14 protein-coding genes are annotated in these 15,857 nt (G+C 43.0%); 10 read left to right on the top strand and 4 right to left on the bottom strand.

Features of this window, described 5'->3' with window-relative positions:
• Window positions 1-99: 99 nt before the first annotated feature.
• From AB9N12_RS02315 to AB9N12_RS02280, 8 genes are all read left to right on the top strand, one after another.
• Window positions 100-753 carry a LysE family translocator gene (locus AB9N12_RS02315; protein WP_369889350.1) on the top strand — a complete coding sequence of 218 codons (654 nt, stop codon included), beginning with the start codon at window positions 100-102 and terminating at the stop codon, window positions 751-753.
• An 11-nt stretch (window positions 754-764) separates the two neighbouring features.
• The gene (locus tag AB9N12_RS02310; RefSeq protein ID WP_369889349.1) at window positions 765-1,310 is read left to right on the top strand and encodes a DUF4924 family protein; all 546 of its coding nucleotides are present in this window, start codon (window positions 765-767) and stop codon (window positions 1,308-1,310) included.
• On the top strand, window positions 1,311-2,159 hold the full coding sequence (gene rfbD / locus AB9N12_RS02305) for a dTDP-4-dehydrorhamnose reductase (RefSeq protein ID WP_369889348.1): 849 nt from the start codon (window positions 1,311-1,313) through the stop codon (window positions 2,157-2,159).
• Between the two features lie 5 nt (window positions 2,160-2,164).
• Window positions 2,165-3,739 carry a peptide chain release factor 3 gene (locus AB9N12_RS02300; RefSeq protein WP_369889347.1) on the top strand — a complete coding sequence of 525 codons (1,575 nt, stop codon included), beginning with the start codon at window positions 2,165-2,167 and terminating at the stop codon, window positions 3,737-3,739.
• A gap of 258 nt (window positions 3,740-3,997) precedes the next feature.
• The gene (locus AB9N12_RS02295) at window positions 3,998-4,258 is read left to right on the top strand and encodes an OadG family protein (RefSeq protein ID WP_369889346.1); all 261 of its coding nucleotides are present in this window, start codon (window positions 3,998-4,000) and stop codon (window positions 4,256-4,258) included.
• Window positions 4,259-4,283: 25 nt separating this feature from the next.
• On the top strand, window positions 4,284-6,113 hold the full coding sequence (locus AB9N12_RS02290) for a biotin/lipoyl-containing protein (RefSeq protein WP_369889344.1): 1,830 nt from the start codon (window positions 4,284-4,286) through the stop codon (window positions 6,111-6,113).
• A complete protein-coding gene (locus AB9N12_RS02285; protein WP_369889343.1) occupies window positions 6,113-7,348 on the top strand; it encodes a sodium ion-translocating decarboxylase subunit beta in 1,236 nt (411 codons plus the stop codon). Before AB9N12_RS02290 ends, AB9N12_RS02285 begins: the two co-directional genes overlap by 1 nt.
• Before the next feature lie 346 nt (window positions 7,349-7,694).
• A complete protein-coding gene (locus AB9N12_RS02280; RefSeq protein WP_369889341.1) occupies window positions 7,695-9,350 on the top strand; it encodes an IS1182 family transposase in 1,656 nt (551 codons plus the stop codon).
• 97 nt (window positions 9,351-9,447) lie between these two features.
• On the opposite strand, the gene AB9N12_RS02275 is transcribed toward AB9N12_RS02280, so the two are convergent.
• Entirely contained in the window at window positions 9,448-9,702 is a 255-nt protein-coding gene (locus AB9N12_RS02275; protein ID WP_005678397.1) for a type B 50S ribosomal protein L31, read from the bottom strand.
• Window positions 9,703-9,933: 231 nt separating this feature from the next.
• On the opposite strand from AB9N12_RS02275, the gene AB9N12_RS02270 reads away from it, so the two are divergent.
• Window positions 9,934-11,085, top strand: coding sequence for an IS4 family transposase (locus AB9N12_RS02270; RefSeq protein ID WP_369889338.1), 1,152 nt, complete (start codon window positions 9,934-9,936; stop codon window positions 11,083-11,085).
• Between the two features lie 804 nt (window positions 11,086-11,889).
• Entirely contained in the window at window positions 11,890-12,894 is a 1,005-nt protein-coding gene (locus AB9N12_RS02265) for a class II fructose-bisphosphate aldolase (protein ID WP_369889336.1), read from the top strand.
• 412 nt (window positions 12,895-13,306) lie between these two features.
• Here the strand turns inward: AB9N12_RS02265 and AB9N12_RS02260 are convergent, their stop codons facing one another.
• The 3 genes from AB9N12_RS02260 to AB9N12_RS02250 are packed head-to-tail and all read right to left on the bottom strand — an operon-like array spanning window position 13,307 to window position 15,841.
• On the bottom strand, window positions 13,307-14,467 hold the full coding sequence (locus AB9N12_RS02260; RefSeq protein ID WP_369889335.1) for a sodium ion-translocating decarboxylase subunit beta: 1,161 nt from the start codon (window positions 14,465-14,467) through the stop codon (window positions 13,307-13,309).
• 1 nt (window position 14,468) lies between these two features.
• Entirely contained in the window at window positions 14,469-14,900 is a 432-nt protein-coding gene (locus AB9N12_RS02255) for an acetyl-CoA carboxylase biotin carboxyl carrier protein subunit (protein WP_369889333.1), read from the bottom strand.
• Between the two features lie 23 nt (window positions 14,901-14,923).
• On the bottom strand, window positions 14,924-15,841 hold the full coding sequence (locus tag AB9N12_RS02250) for an OadG family transporter subunit (protein ID WP_369889331.1): 918 nt from the start codon (window positions 15,839-15,841) through the stop codon (window positions 14,924-14,926).
• Window positions 15,842-15,857: the final 16 nt, after the last annotated feature.

The following is a 15,857-nucleotide window of genomic DNA, read 5'->3' as shown; positions in this document are numbered from 1 at the left end:
ATGTACATTTTACTTATTGGCGCTATATATAGTGATTCTTGTGTGGAAAAAACGTTAATATACTATCCCCATATCACAAAAAAGTGCGATATTTGCGACATGATTCAGATAGAGACCATATTCGATATATTAGTGAAAGGCTTTATTATTGGCGTTGTTGTGTCCGCACCTCTCGGTCCGGTGGGCGTATTATGTATCCAGAGGACTCTGAATAAAGGGCGTTGGTACGGATTTGTAACGGGGCTGGGAGCCTCGTTAAGCGATATAGCATACGCTTTGCTTACCGGTTACGGGATGAGTTTTGTGTTCGATTATATCAATAAGAATATTTTCTATCTGCAGTTATTGGGGAGTGTCATGCTACTCCTTTTTGGTATATATACCTTTCGTAGTAATCCGGTGCAATCCATTCGTCCGGCTTCGTCCAGCAAAGGCTCTTATTTCCATAATTTTATTACCGCCTTTTTCGTTACTCTATCCAATCCCTTGATAATCTTTCTGTTTATCGGACTTTTTGCCCGCTTTGCCTTTGTGCAGCCGGGAGTTCTGGTATTTGAAGAGATCACAGGGTATCTTGCAATTGCTATAGGAGCATTGACCTGGTGGTTTGGCATTACCTACTTTGTGAACAAAGTGCGTACAAAATTCAACTTGCGTGGTATCTGGATACTGAATCGCGTTGTAGGAAGTATCGTAATGCTGGTATCTGTTGCCGGATTGATTTATACTTTGTTGGGAGAGTCACTTTATTAAGAGATAACATAATGAATCAGATAGCACAACATTTGAAGGAAAAGAATATTGCCGAATACCTTATATATATGTGGCAAGAGGAAGATTTGATCCGTGCCAATCATTGTGAACTGGAAGAGATGGAGGCAAATGTGATAGCCCGATATCCGCAAGATCGGCAGCCTGCTATGAGAGAATGGTATACTAATCTGATAACGATGATGAGCGAGGAAGGAGTACGGGAAAAAGGTCATCTGCAGATCAATAAGAATGTGATTATCAATCTGACTGATTTACACAATGTATTGGCTTCTTCCCCTAAATTCCCGTTTTACAGTGCCGCCTATTTCAAAGCATTGCCATTTATCGTAGAATTGCGAAATAAAAACGGCAAGAAAGACGAACCAGAATTAGAAACTTGCTTTGAAGCGTTGTACGGAGTGCTCCTGCTTCGTCTTCAAAAGAAATCTATCAGCGAAGGGACTGCTAAGGCGGTGGAGGCTATTACCAGTTTCCTTTCAATGTTGGCAAACTATTATGATAAAGACCGTAAAGGTGAATTAAAACTGGATGAATAAATGAGAATTTTGGTAACAGGTGCCAACGGTCAGCTTGGCAATGAGATGCAGGTGCTTGCAAAAGAGAATCCGCAACATACGTATTACTTCACAGATGTGCAGGAGCTCGATATCTGTGATGCGCAAGCTGTTTGGACTTATATAGCAGAGAAACGGATTGAACTTGTCGTGAATTGTGCCGCTTATACAGCAGTAGACAAGGCGGAAGATAATCAGGAATTAGCATACAAATTGAATTGTGAAGCACCGAAGCAGTTAGCAAGTGCTGCGCAAGCCAATGGGGCTGCCATGATACAAGTGTCTACTGACTATGTGTTCGATGGTGCTGCACACATTCCATACACCGAAGACTGTGCCCCTTGTCCGGACTCCGTATACGGTGCCACCAAGCTGGAAGGTGAGTATGCTGTGATGAATAACTGCGAGAAAGCGGTCGTTATCCGTACTGCATGGCTCTATTCTACTTTTGGCAATAATTTCGTGAAGACGATGATCCGTCTCGGAAAGGAGCGTGATAGCTTGGGAGTTGTTTTCGACCAGATTGGAACCCCGACGTATGCTAATGATCTGGCGCGGGCCATCTATACTATTATCAATAAAGGTATAGTTCGTGGCATCTATCATTTCACTAACGAGGGAGTCTGTTCGTGGTATGACTTTACGATAGCTATCCATCGTCTGGCAGGAATCACTTCGTGCAAGGTAAGACCTTTGCATACGGCGGAATATCCGGCCAAGGCCAACCGTCCCGCCTATTCCGTACTTGATAAGACAAAGATAAAAACAATGTTCGGCATCGAGATTCCTCATTGGGAGGAGAGTCTTAAACGATGCATTGACACCTTATGATATATATGGCAGATAATACAGAAATTTTGAGAAGGCGGACGTTCGCCATTATTGCGCATCCGGATGCCGGTAAGACATCATTGACGGAAAAGCTATTACTTTTCGGTGGTCAGATACAGGTTGCAGGTGCTGTAAAAAGTAATAAAATAAAAAAGACGGCTACGTCCGACTGGATGGAAATCGAGAAACAGCGTGGAATTTCGGTAACGACTTCCGTGATGGAGTTCGATTATCGGGGTTATAAAATCAATATCCTCGATACTCCGGGACACCAGGACTTTGCCGAAGATACATACCGCACACTGACTGCTGTGGACAGCGTAATCATTGTTGTGGACGGTGCGAAAGGTGTGGAAACGCAGACGCGTAAACTGATGGAGGTATGCCGTATGAGAAAAACTCCGGTAATTATCTTTGTTAACAAAATGGACCGTGAAGGAAAAGACCCGTTCGACTTGCTTGATGAACTTGAAGAAGAACTGATGATTCAGGTTCGTCCCTTGTCCTGGCCCATCGAGCAGGGAGCGCGTTTCAAAGGAGTATACAATATCTATGAACAGAAACTGGACCTGTATCAGCCTTCCAAACAAATGGTAACGGAAAAAGTTGCGGTTGATATTCATACAGAAGAACTGGACCGGCAAATCGGCAAGCCATTGGCAGATAAGCTGCGTGGCGATCTGGAACTGATCGAAGGCGTTTATCCCGAATTTGATTCGGAATCCTACTTGGCAGGAGACTGTGCACCTGTATTCTTTGGTTCAGCGTTGAACAATTTCGGTGTACAAGAGTTGCTGAACTGTTTCGTAGAGATAGCTCCCAGCCCTCGCCCTGTACAGGCGGAAGAGCGCGAAGTGAACCCCGACGAACCGAAATTTACCGGCTTCATCTTTAAGATAACCGCCAATATCGATCCCAACCATCGCTCTTGTGTGGCATTTTGTAAGATTTGTTCCGGTAAGTTTGTGCGCAATGCTCCTTATATGCATGTCCGTCATGGAAAGACTATGCGTTTTTCATCGCCCACCCAATTTATGGCACAGCGTAAAACAACGATTGACGAAGCCTATGCAGGAGATATTATCGGTTTGCCTGATAATGGAACCTTTAAGATTGGCGATACGCTGACAGAAGGTGAAATGCTTCATTTTCGCGGGTTGCCAAGTTTCTCACCGGAGATGTTCAAATATATCGAAAATGCGGATCCTATGAAACAGAAACAGTTGGCAAAAGGGGTTGACCAGTTGATGGATGAAGGTGTTGCACAGTTGTTTGTCAATCAGTTCAATGGTCGTAAGATTATCGGTACGGTGGGGCAGTTACAGTTTGAGGTGATTCAGTATCGTTTGTTGAATGAGTACAATGCGTCCTGTCGCTGGGAACCGGTAAGTCTTTACAAGGCCTGCTGGATAGAAAGCGATGATCCCGCAGAACTGGAAGCCTTCAAGAAACGTAAATACCAGTATATGGCAAAGGATAGAGAAGGGCGCGATGTGTTTCTGGCAGACTCCGGTTATGTGCTTCAGATGGCTCAGATGGATTTTAAACACATCAAATTCCACTTTACAAGTGAATTTTAGGGTATATTCCGTTGATTTTATTTAATGATTGTGTTGTCAGAGTGTGAGAGAAAGTTGAGGGGCTTTCTCTTATATTTTTTGAAGAGACGATAATTAGGGAACTGCCATGAGTCGTCCAATCGCAGATCATCTGGTTGCCAATCAGAGAAATGACGTTTTTATACTTTATAATCCTTTCTTAATTTATTTTATAGTAAGAATTTGGTATTTTCGGACGTTTTTTTAGACGAACAATTTAAAATATTAATAGTTTATTATATGGAAAATATCGAAACAGCGATCCTGCTGATGGTGGTCGGAATGGCTACCGTGTTTGTTATTCTGCTGATTGTGATTTATTTAGGTAAGTTATTGATTGCATTGGTCAATAAGTACGCCCCTGAAGAAATAGCTCCTGTGAAGCGGGAAGCATCACAGGGTTCTGCCCCTATTCCGGGAAACATCTTGGCCGCCATTACAGCTGCTGTGAACGTGGTGACACATGGTAAAGGAAAAATCACTAAAGTAGAAAAGTTATAATTTATAAAGAATATCACAAAAAGACATGAAAAGAGAAGTTAAGTTTAGTCTGGTTTTCCGAGATATGTGGCAATCTGCCGGAAAATACGTACCTCGTGTAGATCAACTCGTAAAGGTAGCTCCTGCCATTATTGAAATGGGCTGTTTTGCCCGTGTAGAAACAAATGGCGGAGGTTTTGAACAGGTAAATTTATTGTTTGGTGAAAACCCGAATAAAGCTGTGCGCGAATGGACAAAACCGTTCCATGAAGCCGGTATTCAAACTCATATGCTCGACCGCGCACTGAACGGACTCCGTATGAGCCCTGTTCCGGCAGACGTCCGCAAATTATTCTATAAAGTAAAGAAAGCACAAGGAACAGATATCACCCGTACGTTCTGCGGATTGAACGATGTACGTAATATTGCTCCCTCCATCAAATATGCAAAGGAAGCAGGCATGATTTCACAATGTTCTCTTTGTATCACTCATTCGCCTATCCATACCGTAGAGTACTACACTAATATGGCATTGGAACTTATCAAACTGGGAGCAGACGAAATCTGTATCAAAGACATGGCAGGCATCGGTCGCCCCGTATCATTAGGCAAAATCGTGGCAAATATCAAGGCTACACATCCCGAAATCCCCGTTCAGTATCATAGCCATGCAGGTCCCGGATTCAATATGGCAAGCATCCTCGAAGTATGTGAAGCCGGTTGCGACTATATCGATGTGGGTATGGAACCGCTTTCATGGGGAACAGGTCATGCAGACTTGCTTAGCGTGCAGGCGATGTTGAAAGATGCCGGATATCAAGTGCCTGAAATCAATATGGAAGCCTACATGAAGGTGCGCGGCATGATTCAGGAATTTATGGACGACTTTCTTGGCTTGTATATCAGTCCGAAAAATCGCCTGATGAACTCCTTGCTGATTGCTCCCGGACTTCCCGGCGGCATGATGGGTAGTTTGATGGCCGATCTCGAATCCAATCTGGAATCTATCAATAAGTATAAGGCAAAACGCAATTTGCCGTTTATGACACAAGATCAGCTTCTCATCAAACTGTTTGATGAAGTAGCTTATGTATGGCCTCGTGTGGGTTATCCTCCATTGGTGACTCCGTTTAGCCAATATGTCAAGAATCTTGCAATGATGAACGTGATGGCAATGGAAAAGGGAAAAGAGCGCTGGGGAATGATTGCCGATGATATTTGGGATATGATTTTGGGTAAAGCCGGACGTTTACCGGGCAAACTTGCTCCTGAAATCATAGAAAAGGCAGAGCGTGAAGGCCGTAAGTTCTTCGAAGGCAATCCACAGGATAACTATCCCGATGCTCTCGATAAATATCGCAAGATGATGAAAGAGAATAAATGGGAAGTGGGACAGGATGATGAAGAACTCTTTGAATATGCCATGCATCCAGCCCAATATGAGGCTTATAAGAGTGGTAAAGCCAAAAAAGACTTCTTGGAAGATGTGGCTAAACGCCGTGTCGAAAAAGATAAATCACCGACAGAGGATGCCAAACCGAAAACACTGACCGTGCAGGTAGACGGACAGGCTTATCGTGTGACGGTGGCTTACGGCGATACCGAACTTCCCGTTGCTCCTGCGGGTGCTGCTCCGGCAGGAGAGGGCAAAGAAGTGCTTTCTCCGTTGGAAGGCAAGTTCTTCTTGGTGAAGAATGCGCAGGAAACCGCTTTGAAAGTGGGTGACACCGTGAAAGAAGGGGATGTAATCTGCTATGTGGAAGCGATGAAGACCTACAATGCTATTCGTGCAGAGTTTGGTGGTACGGTGACTGCTATCTGTGCCAACCCGGGAGATGCTGTTTCAGAAGATGATGTATTAATGAAGATAGGATAATGAACGAAATATTTGAGAATTTGTATGACATGACTGCGTTCAGCAATATCATTGCCGATCCGCAGTTTCTGATAATGTATGCTATTGCGTTCGTTTTGCTCTATCTGGGTATTAAGAAACAGTACGAGCCGTTGTTGCTTGTTCCTATTGCTTTCGGTGTGTTGTTAGCCAACTTTCCCGGAGGAGATATGGGCGTGATTCAGGCCGATGAGAATGGTATGGTGATGGTAAACGGAGTGTTGAAGAACATCTGGGAAATGCCTTTGCATGACATTGCCCATGAATTGGGTCTGATGAACTTTATTTACTATATGCTGATTAAAACAGGTTTCCTGCCTCCGGTTATTTTTATGGGGGTCGGTGCGTTGACAGATTTCGGACCGATGTTACGCAACCTGCGTCTTTCTATTTTCGGTGCAGCCGCACAGTTGGGTATCTTTACCGTATTGCTGGTAGCTATTCTGATGGGATTCACTCCGAAAGAAGCTGCTTCTTTGGGTATTATCGGTGGTGCGGATGGTCCGACAGCCATCTTTACAACCATCAAGCTGGCACCACATCTGCTGGGCCCGATTGCCATTGCAGCTTATTCGTACATGGCGCTTGTCCCTGTGATTATTCCGTTGGTAGTGAAACTGTTCTGCACTAAGAAGGAGTTGAGCATTAACATGAAAGAACAGGAAAAAATGTATCCTTCAAAGACTGAAATCAAGAACCTGCGTGTGTTGAAGATTATCTTCCCGATTGTGGTAACTACCGTTGTTGCTCTCTTCGTGCCAAGTGCAGTGCCTTTGATTGGTATGCTGATGTTTGGTAACTTGGTGAAAGAAATCGGTACCAACACATTCCGCTTGTTCGATGCAGCTTCCAACAGTATCATGAATGCTGCAACCATTTTCCTCGGATTGTCTGTTGGGGCAACGATGACGGCTGAAGCATTTCTTAACTGGACAACAATCGGTATCGTGATCGGTGGGTTCCTTGCATTCGCTCTTTCCATTACCGGTGGCATCTTCTTTGTAAAACTCGTAAATCTTTTCTCGAAGAAGAAAATCAATCCGCTTATCGGTGCAACCGGTTTGAGTGCCGTTCCGATGGCGAGCCGTGTTGCCAATGAGATAGCTTTGAAATACGATCCGAAGAATCACGTATTGCAATATTGTATGGCAAGCAACATCTCCGGAGTAATCGGTTCTGCCGTAGCTGCGGGTGTGTTGATTTCTTTCCTTGCGTAATGCTGAAGCAACTGATATGAGTAGTAAAGAGGCTGAATATTTGAAAAGCCTTAAATGAATAAAAGAGGGTGTGTCATAATGCCTGAATATAAAGATTTACCCCTGCTACAGATAGCTATAGCAGGGGTCATTTCTTCAAAAAGGGAATTTTGACACACCCTCTTCTTTTGTTTTTTTTATATAAGGTTGGCGAGAAGTTTTTTCTCATGTCCTATGATAAAAAAAGAAAAAAGAGAAGGTGTGTCAAAATGCGCACCTTCTTTTTTTGCCCAAAGCCCCGACTTTCACAAGCAGGGGCTTTGTTATTACCTAAAGATTTTGTATCTTTAAGCATAAAATTTACACTATGACAAAGATACATTTTCGTCCTTACATTCCCAACCAAACAGTGCTTTTTCCTGGGAGAATCGATGAGGATATTGCAGAAAACGATCCGGTTCGCATGGTTGACGTTCTGGTTGAAAGCCTGAATCTTGAAGGTTTCAGAAAGTTATACAAGGAATGCGGCCGTAGTGCTTACCATCCCCGAATGATGCTCAAGGTTATTCTGTATGCCTACATGAACAACATCTACTCCTGCCGGAAAATAGAAAAGCTACTCCATCGTGATATCCATTATATATGGCTGGCCGGATACGAGAAACCGGATTTCATTACCATCAACCGATTCCGCAACCGGGTGAAGAAGGAAATCAACGAGGTGTTTACCCAAACCGTACTTCTGCTTTCTTCCAAAGGTTTCATCAGCCTGAATGTGGAATACATTGACGGTACAAAAATCGAATCCAAGGCAAACAAGTACACTTTCGTCTGGAGAAAAACGGTCGAACGGAACCGTGAACGCCTGATGAAGAAAATACATGTACTATTAGGTCAGATAGACGAGTTCATCGCTCAGGAGAAATCATCAGAGACCAATGAGGGGATAGAGTTTACTCCGACTATGCTGACCGAAATGGCGGGAGAATTACGTAATGCACTTGCACAGGCTCCCGATCCTTGCACGAAAGAGGAAAAGACTGCACTGAAAAAGAAACGCAAACAGCTCAAGGAGCTGGAAGAACACAGAGATAAACTGCAGGAATACGACGGTCATCTGGAAAATCTGCAAGCTCGCAACTCCTATTCCAAGACAGACAAGGATGCCACTTTTATGAGGATGAAGGAGGACGCCATGCGTAACGGGCAGACAAAACCCGGCTACAACCTTCAGATCGGTACCGAGAACCAATTCATTACCGACTTCGCTCTTTTCTCCAATCCTACGGATACACTGACCATGATACCTTTCCTGCAATCCTTTTCAGGCAGATACGACAGATTGGCCCATATGGTGGTTGCCGACTCCGGATATGGTTCTGAGGAAAATTACCGTTTCATGTCTGAAAACGATATGGAAGCCTACGTCAAATACAACTACTTCCACATGGAACAGCGACCCGGATTCAAACCGAATCCGTTCAAGGCCGAAAACTTCTATTACAATGAAGAACATGACTATTGCATCTGCCCCATGGGACAAAAGATGCGGAGGACAGGAACCGGGCATGTGAAAACTGCATCCGGATATGTAAGCGAAAATGCCAGGTACAGAGCCGTCAGATGTGAAGGGTGTCCGTTGAGATGTCTATGTTTTAAGGCAAAGGGAAACAGGACAATAGAACTGAATCACAGACTCAGGAAATACAGGCAGAAAGCCAAAGAATTACTATGTTCCGAAGAAGGACTGAAACACAGAGGGCAAAGATGTATAGAACCGGAAGCTGTGTTCGGGCAAATAAAATATAATATGAACTACAAACGTTTCCGCCATTTTGGAAAGGAGAAGGTCTTTATGGACTTCGCATTCTTGGCCATTGCCTTCAATATAAAAAAGATGTGTGCAAAAATGAGAAAAGAAGGTATAGACTGGATGATTAAACTGTTTTATAAACTTGTACCCGCTCTTTTCAGATGGGGGGAACACATTTATCAAACAAATCTTCAAAAGAGCGCAGCTTGAAGAAGGTTTACTGATTCTTTATAGGTGATGAAAAAAAGAAGGCGTATCGTTCATTACGACACACCTTCTCTTTTTTCATCTTTCGCGAAAAATCGAATTATTTCTTCTTGCGGTCACCGTAACGGCTCATGAACTTATCAACACGACCAGCAGTATCCACCAATGTAGATTTACCTGTATAGAACGGGTGAGAAGTGTTTGAGATTTCAATCTTCAGCAACGGATAAGTTTCACCTTCGAATTCGATGGTTTCTTTGGTTGCTACAGTTGACTTAGATAAAAACATGTCACCATTTGACATATCTTTAAATACTACCGGACGGTATGATTCTGGATGAAGGCCTTTTTTCATTTCAGTATCTGTTTTTTAATTTATATTCTGTTACTATTTTGGTAAGAAATAGTGTAATGGTCATTTTCAGTGCGCAAAGGTAATGTTTTTCTGTGAAATAGAAAAAGGTTTTATGGAAAAAATCTTCGATAACAATATTGTCCTAAATAAATTGGGGGAACAAATAAAAAGGAAGTAGAACTAAGGTAAAATGACTACCTTAGTAGCGAGCTACCAACTCATCTACTTCCTATGGCAAATATAACACTTTTCGCACAGGTAATATCACATCTCCCGAAAGAAAATATCAGGAAAATCATAAAATCTTCGGGGTCAGACAAGCATTGTAAGGGCTACAATACATGGAGTCAGTTTGTTAGCATGATTTTCAGCCAATTCTCAGGATGTGATTCAGTCAGAGATATCTCAAACGGGCTGAAATCAGCCACCGGCAACCTCAATCATTTGGGAATCAACCGTGCACCATCCAAGTCAACGGTAGCATATCAGAACGCCAACCGAGACAGTTCGGTTTTTCGCGGCATATTCTACTCGTTGTTTCAGTATTTCGGACAGCAAGCCCTATGGCAACGAAGAAAGTTCCGTTTCAAGATGCCGATAAAACTGCTCGACTCCACATTGGTGTCATTGACTCTGTCAATATATGACTGGGCACATTACACTACCACCAAGGGGGCGGTCAAGATGCACACGCTATTGGACTATGACAGTCTTTTGCCGGAGTTCGTGAATATCACCGATGGCAAAACCACCGACAACAAAGCTGCTTTTGATATTGAGTTACATCCGTATAGTATTGTAGTAGCCGACCGAGGCTACTGTGACTACTCATTGCTGAATAATTGGGACAGCAGCAACGTGTTCTTTGTAGTGCGTCATAAAGACAATATCCGGTACAAAGCCATAGAGGAGTTGCCTTTGCCTGAAAAACACGCTCAGAATGTACTTATTGACGAAATAATCGAGTTCGAACTCTCGGCGGCCAAATCCAAATATCCCAAACGTTTACGTCGCATCGCAGTATGGAACGATGAACACGGTTTTGAGGTTGAGCTACTCACAAACAACTTCACATTGGCAGCATCAAGCATAGCGGCTCTGTACAAGGCTCGGTGGAACATAGAAATCTTCTTTCGCAACCTCAAGCAACTGCTACGCATCAAGAGCTTTATCGGCACATCCCGCAATGCCGTAGAGACCCAAATATGGACTGCTATGACTACAATGCTGATTCTGACATGGCTAAAGCACATCGCAAGATACAAATGGGCATTGGCTAACCTTGTGGTCACCCTCCGGCTGAACACATTTACCAAAATCGACCTCCAAAAATGGCTTGATCAACCATTTACACCACCTCCCGAAACCATCGAAAACGATTAGGGGGGGATTGATTTTGAACTCTCGAGGCTATACTTAACAGTATAGTCAGTTAGCTCATGCTCAAAATTTATTTAGGACAATATTGCTTCGATAAAGATGTTCTGTATTCTAAATAGGTATGTTATCATCATTGGTTTATGTAGTCATTTAATGCACGGATTATGCATCTGTCCTGCATATATTGCTTGTAATAGTACCATATCAATTGGCATCAAAGATTTGGGCTTTATCTTGAAGAGTGATAAAAAAATGAATTTGCTTATATTATGAACCATGGCAATGGAGCCTCTCTGATTGAGAATTGCATGATGAGAGTCCGTTGAGACAGTTCTATAGAAGATGATTCCCACATGCATTTCTAATTGGGACAATTGCCTGCCAGGATGCTGTCCGTTAGGCAATCAAAAGAAACCGGATTGAATAAATCCGGAGAACTGATTTGCTTATGCGTATATGGTCATGTGTGATGCAACCCGCCATTGATATGGATTTTATCAATGACGGGCAATTTTTCATTTTTTGATTTTATATCGAACTTACGTTGAATGGCAGGTTGAACGTCTATAGGTCGTGGCTGAAATCTTTATGGATGGCAGCGTGAGTGCAGCTGCATATATCTGTCTTTTAGTCGGTTATTTGCAAGGTAGACATTACAATCTGATGCCGCACTCGAATTCTTGCAAAAATTTGGCATCTGATTTAAGCCTTTTTCTACTATATTTTTCTTTTCGGTGTTCGTTATTCGATGGATAATGCTTACTTTTGCGTAGAATTTTTATTCACTAACAATAAACTTTAAACAAAATGGTAAATTACAAAGATTTAGGATTGGTAAACACAAGAGAAATGTTTGCTAAGGCTATCAAAGGTGGATATGCTATCCCAGCATTCAACTTCAACAATATGGAACAGATGCAGGCTATCATCAAGGCTGCTGTTGAAACTAAATCTCCTGTGATTCTTCAGGTTTCTAAGGGTGCTCGTCAGTATGCTAACGCTACTTTGTTGCGTTACATGGCACAGGGTGCTGTAGAATATGCTAAAGAATTAGGCTGCGCACATCCGGAAATCGTTCTTCATCTTGACCACGGAGATACATTCGAAACTTGTAAATCTTGTATCGATTCAGGTTTCTCTTCAGTGATGATCGATGGTTCACACCTTCCTTATGAAGAAAATGTTGCATTGACTAAGAAGGTAGTGGATTACGCTCACCAGTTTGATGTAACTGTAGAAGGTGAACTTGGTGTATTGGCTGGTGTAGAAGATGAAGTTTCTGCTGAACACCACACATATACTGACCCTGAAGAAGTGATCGACTTCGCTACTCGCACGGGTTGCGACTCTTTGGCGATCTCAATCGGTACTTCTCACGGTGCTTACAAATTTACTCCGGAACAATGTCACATCGATCCGAAAACTGGTCGTATGGTTCCTCCTCCTTTGGCTTTCGAGGTGTTGGATGCTGTTATGGAAAAACTTCCGGGATTCCCTATCGTTCTTCACGGATCTTCTTCAGTTCCTCAAGAAGAAGTGGAAACTATCAACCAATACGGCGGCGCACTGAAAGCTGCTATCGGTATTCCGGAAGAATGGTTGCGTAAAGCAGCTAAGTCAGCTGTTTGCAAAATCAACATTGACTCAGACTCTCGTTTGGCTATGACTGCTGCTATCCGTAAGACTTTTGTTGAAAAACCGGCTGAATTCGATCCACGTAAGTATCTTGGTCCGGCTCGTGACAACATGGAGAAACTGTATAAGCACAAAATCCTTAACGTGCTCGGTTCTGACAATAAATTGGCACAGTAATTTTCGGATTATTTCATAAATAAAAAGAAAGGCTGCTTCCGGTTGACGGTGGCAGCCTTTTTAGTTAGCGGTAAAACGCAGGTTTTATTCTTTCTTTGTAGTCTCGGGATTCTCATTCTGAAAGAAATCTTCTATTTTTTGTTTACTTTTCAGCTCTTTCAGCCAATTGTCAGCAGCATTATACTAATGGGTTACTTCTAAAACGAGTTCTCCCTTTTTATTCAGTTTTTCCTGTTCTGTGGATAGGGTCTATGTTGCGCCGTTAATAGGGTGGTGGGGCAGAGATGGTATAAAGAAAAGAAGGACAATAAAAAATGCCCCTTTCCGTAGAAAGAGACATTTTCGTAGAGAAGAATTCTACTTTGATCGTTTAAGACATACCGAATGGGAATCCGGCAGAGGTATCTTATCTCTACATCAAGAATCCAAGCAGGATACCGGCAGCGACAGCTGAACCGATCACTCCGGCAACGTTCGGACCCATAGCATGCATCAACAAATAATTAGTCGAATCATATTCCAAGCCAATTACCTGCGAAATACGTGCAGAATCGGGAACAGCAGAAACGCCTGCATTACCAATCAACGGATTAATCTTGTTATCCTTCTTCAGGAAGATGTTGAATATCTTAACGAAGATTACACCGGATGTAGTTGCAATAACGAATGACAATGCACCGAGGGCAAAGATCTTGATAGAATCAAATGTCAGGAATTCGGAAGCTTGCGTAGAAGCACCTACTGTCAGTCCTAACAGGATCGTGATTGTGTCAATCAATGGACCACTGGCTGTGTTGGCAAGACGACGGGTTACACCACTTTCTTTCAACAGGTTACCAAAGAATAGCATACCCAACAAAGGCAGACCGGAAGGAACCAGAAAACAAGTTAGCAACAAACCGATGATCGGGAAGATCACTTTCTCCGTGTGAGAAACGGCACGTGGCGGTTTCATGCGGATGACGCGTTCGCTTTTAGTGGTGAGTAGGCGCATGATAGGCGGCTGTATTACCGGAACCAATGCCATATAGGAGTAGGCAGACACTGCAATGGCTCCCATCAGGTTAGGTGCTAGCTTGGAAGAAAGGAAGATAGCCGTCGGACCATCTGCTCCACCAATGATACCGATGGCACCGGCTTGCATGGGGTCGAACCCCATTGCCAATGCAATCATGTAAGCACCGAAGATCCCGAACTGTGCAGCTGCACCGATCAACATCAATTTCGGATTGGAAATAAGTGCTGAGAAATCCGTCATGGCACCAATACCTAAGAAGATGAGCGGCGGATACCAGCCGGAAGTTACTCCCTGATACAATATGTTCAAAACTGATCCTTCTTCATAAATACCGACTTTTAGTCCGGCATCCATGTTAAAAGGTATATTACCGATTAATATACCGAAACCGATTGGAATCAGCAACATCGGTTCGAACTCTTTGGCTATTGCCAAATAGATGAATACCAGGCCCACGAGAATCATGGCTACATGCCCTACCGTAGCATTGGCAAAGCCTGTGTATGTCCAGAAGTCGGCGAGGTTATTTCCTAAAAAGTTTATAAAATCTCCCATATTATTCAATAATTACGAGGTCATTACCTTCAAGAACAGAGTCACCTTTGTTTACATTGATGGCAGTAATTTTACCGTCTTTATCCGCATTGATATTGTTTTCCATCTTCATGGCTTCCAATATAATGATAGTCTGCCCTTTCTTTACAGTATCGCCTACGTTTACTTTGATGTCGAGGATAACACCCGGCAGCGGAGATTTCACTCCCGATTTTCCGGTAGACGGAGCAGCTGGTCTCACTACTTGAGTAGGAGCAGTAGGAGCATTAGGCATAGGACGAACTGTTACTGGTTTCACAGCAGGTTTCGGTTGTTTCTCCATTTCTACTTTATAGTGTGTACCGTTCACTTCTACATGAGCGATATTATCTTCAATATTTCCGATGGTCACTTTATAAGAGTTACCATTGATTTTATATTTGTATTCTTTCATCGTTTTATTTTTTATGGGGTGATTTACTTTTTGGGAGTTTCACGCAAGGTGTAAATCTTCGAATTCCATGGTGAATAGCTGCGTTTTACGCGAGTGATGGTAAGTACCGTCTCTTCTACGTCGTGTACCTCATCTTGCATCTCGTGCAATGCCATAGATATGGCAGCGTACACTTCTCCGGGAGCTTGTGAGAGCTCTTTTGCTTCATGCTTGTCGATGCCTTTGGATTTCATCGTATTGCGTTTGCTCAAATTTACGGCAACTTTTCCTACAATCTTGAAAGCAATAAAGAGAAGAATCAATCCACAGAATACTACACTCATGGCAGAAATGGACATTCCAATACCATTAGCGTCATGTTCTTCAAACTTTTCCATCTTGGTATTACTGTCAAGAGTCTTGTTGTTCGTACTCGGAGTCACGTATTTGTCACCACTTCCACCTTTTACTTCCCAGTCTGCTGCTCCGTCACTTACACGGGCATACGATTGATCGGGACCAAGAACGCCTGCAGGTATTACAATCTGGTCAAGCAGTTTTCTACCGGAGTCGAATAAGCCAATCCAGTTGGCTGTTTTCGGATTCAGCTTGAAGCTGGTGTGGAAAGTTCCGCGGTTAGGCTCACCGTCTGCCCAAAATAGTGCATGTTGGCGCGGCTTCACTAATGTCAGTATATCACCTTTCGGGATAAAGTAAGTAATTGTATCACCGGGTTGGTTGCTTACTTTCAGCAAGCAGGCTGCCAGGTCGGCGCTACCGAATGATTTATTGAATATTTCAATCCATGCACTGTGCAATCCGTAATCGTCCTGAAAGTTGCTTTGATTGTCTATCAGGACTTCGTTCAGCACTAGCTTGTTGTTCGACTTTTGCTCTCCACAAGAAGTCAGCCCAATAAGCAACAGCAAAGAAAGGAATATTCCGATTTTGGTTTTGTTCATAATCGTTCTTGTTTTA

It is taken from the genome of Bacteroides sp. AN502(2024) (assembly GCF_041227145.1).
Classification (GTDB): Bacteria; Bacteroidota; Bacteroidia; order Bacteroidales; family Bacteroidaceae; genus Bacteroides.
This window is presented reverse-complemented; position numbering and strand designations above follow the sequence as displayed.

Bases quoted from the DNA above. Each gene is read 5' to 3' on its own strand.
- AB9N12_RS02315 (WP_369889350.1), top strand. From the start codon at position 100: ATGATTCAGATAGAGACCATATTCGATATATTAGTGAAAGGCTTTATT.
- AB9N12_RS02310 (WP_369889349.1), top strand. From the start codon at position 765: ATGAATCAGATAGCACAACATTTGAAGGAAAAGAATATTGCCGAATAC.
- rfbD (WP_369889348.1), top strand. From the start codon at position 1,311: ATGAGAATTTTGGTAACAGGTGCCAACGGTCAGCTTGGCAATGAGATG.
- AB9N12_RS02300 (WP_369889347.1), top strand. From the start codon at position 2,165: ATGGCAGATAATACAGAAATTTTGAGAAGGCGGACGTTCGCCATTATT.
- AB9N12_RS02295 (WP_369889346.1), top strand. From the start codon at position 3,998: ATGGAAAATATCGAAACAGCGATCCTGCTGATGGTGGTCGGAATGGCT.
- AB9N12_RS02290 (WP_369889344.1), top strand. From the start codon at position 4,284: ATGAAAAGAGAAGTTAAGTTTAGTCTGGTTTTCCGAGATATGTGGCAA.
- AB9N12_RS02285 (WP_369889343.1), top strand. From the start codon at position 6,113: ATGAACGAAATATTTGAGAATTTGTATGACATGACTGCGTTCAGCAAT.
- AB9N12_RS02280 (WP_369889341.1), top strand. From the start codon at position 7,695: ATGACAAAGATACATTTTCGTCCTTACATTCCCAACCAAACAGTGCTT.
- AB9N12_RS02275 (WP_005678397.1), bottom strand. From the start codon at position 9,702: ATGAAAAAAGGCCTTCATCCAGAATCATACCGTCCGGTAGTATTTAAA.
- AB9N12_RS02270 (WP_369889338.1), top strand. From the start codon at position 9,934: ATGGCAAATATAACACTTTTCGCACAGGTAATATCACATCTCCCGAAA.
- AB9N12_RS02265 (WP_369889336.1), top strand. From the start codon at position 11,890: ATGGTAAATTACAAAGATTTAGGATTGGTAAACACAAGAGAAATGTTT.
- AB9N12_RS02260 (WP_369889335.1), bottom strand. From the start codon at position 14,467: ATGGGAGATTTTATAAACTTTTTAGGAAATAACCTCGCCGACTTCTGG.
- AB9N12_RS02255 (WP_369889333.1), bottom strand. From the start codon at position 14,900: ATGAAAGAATACAAATATAAAATCAATGGTAACTCTTATAAAGTGACC.
- AB9N12_RS02250 (WP_369889331.1), bottom strand. From the start codon at position 15,841: ATGAACAAAACCAAAATCGGAATATTCCTTTCTTTGCTGTTGCTTATT.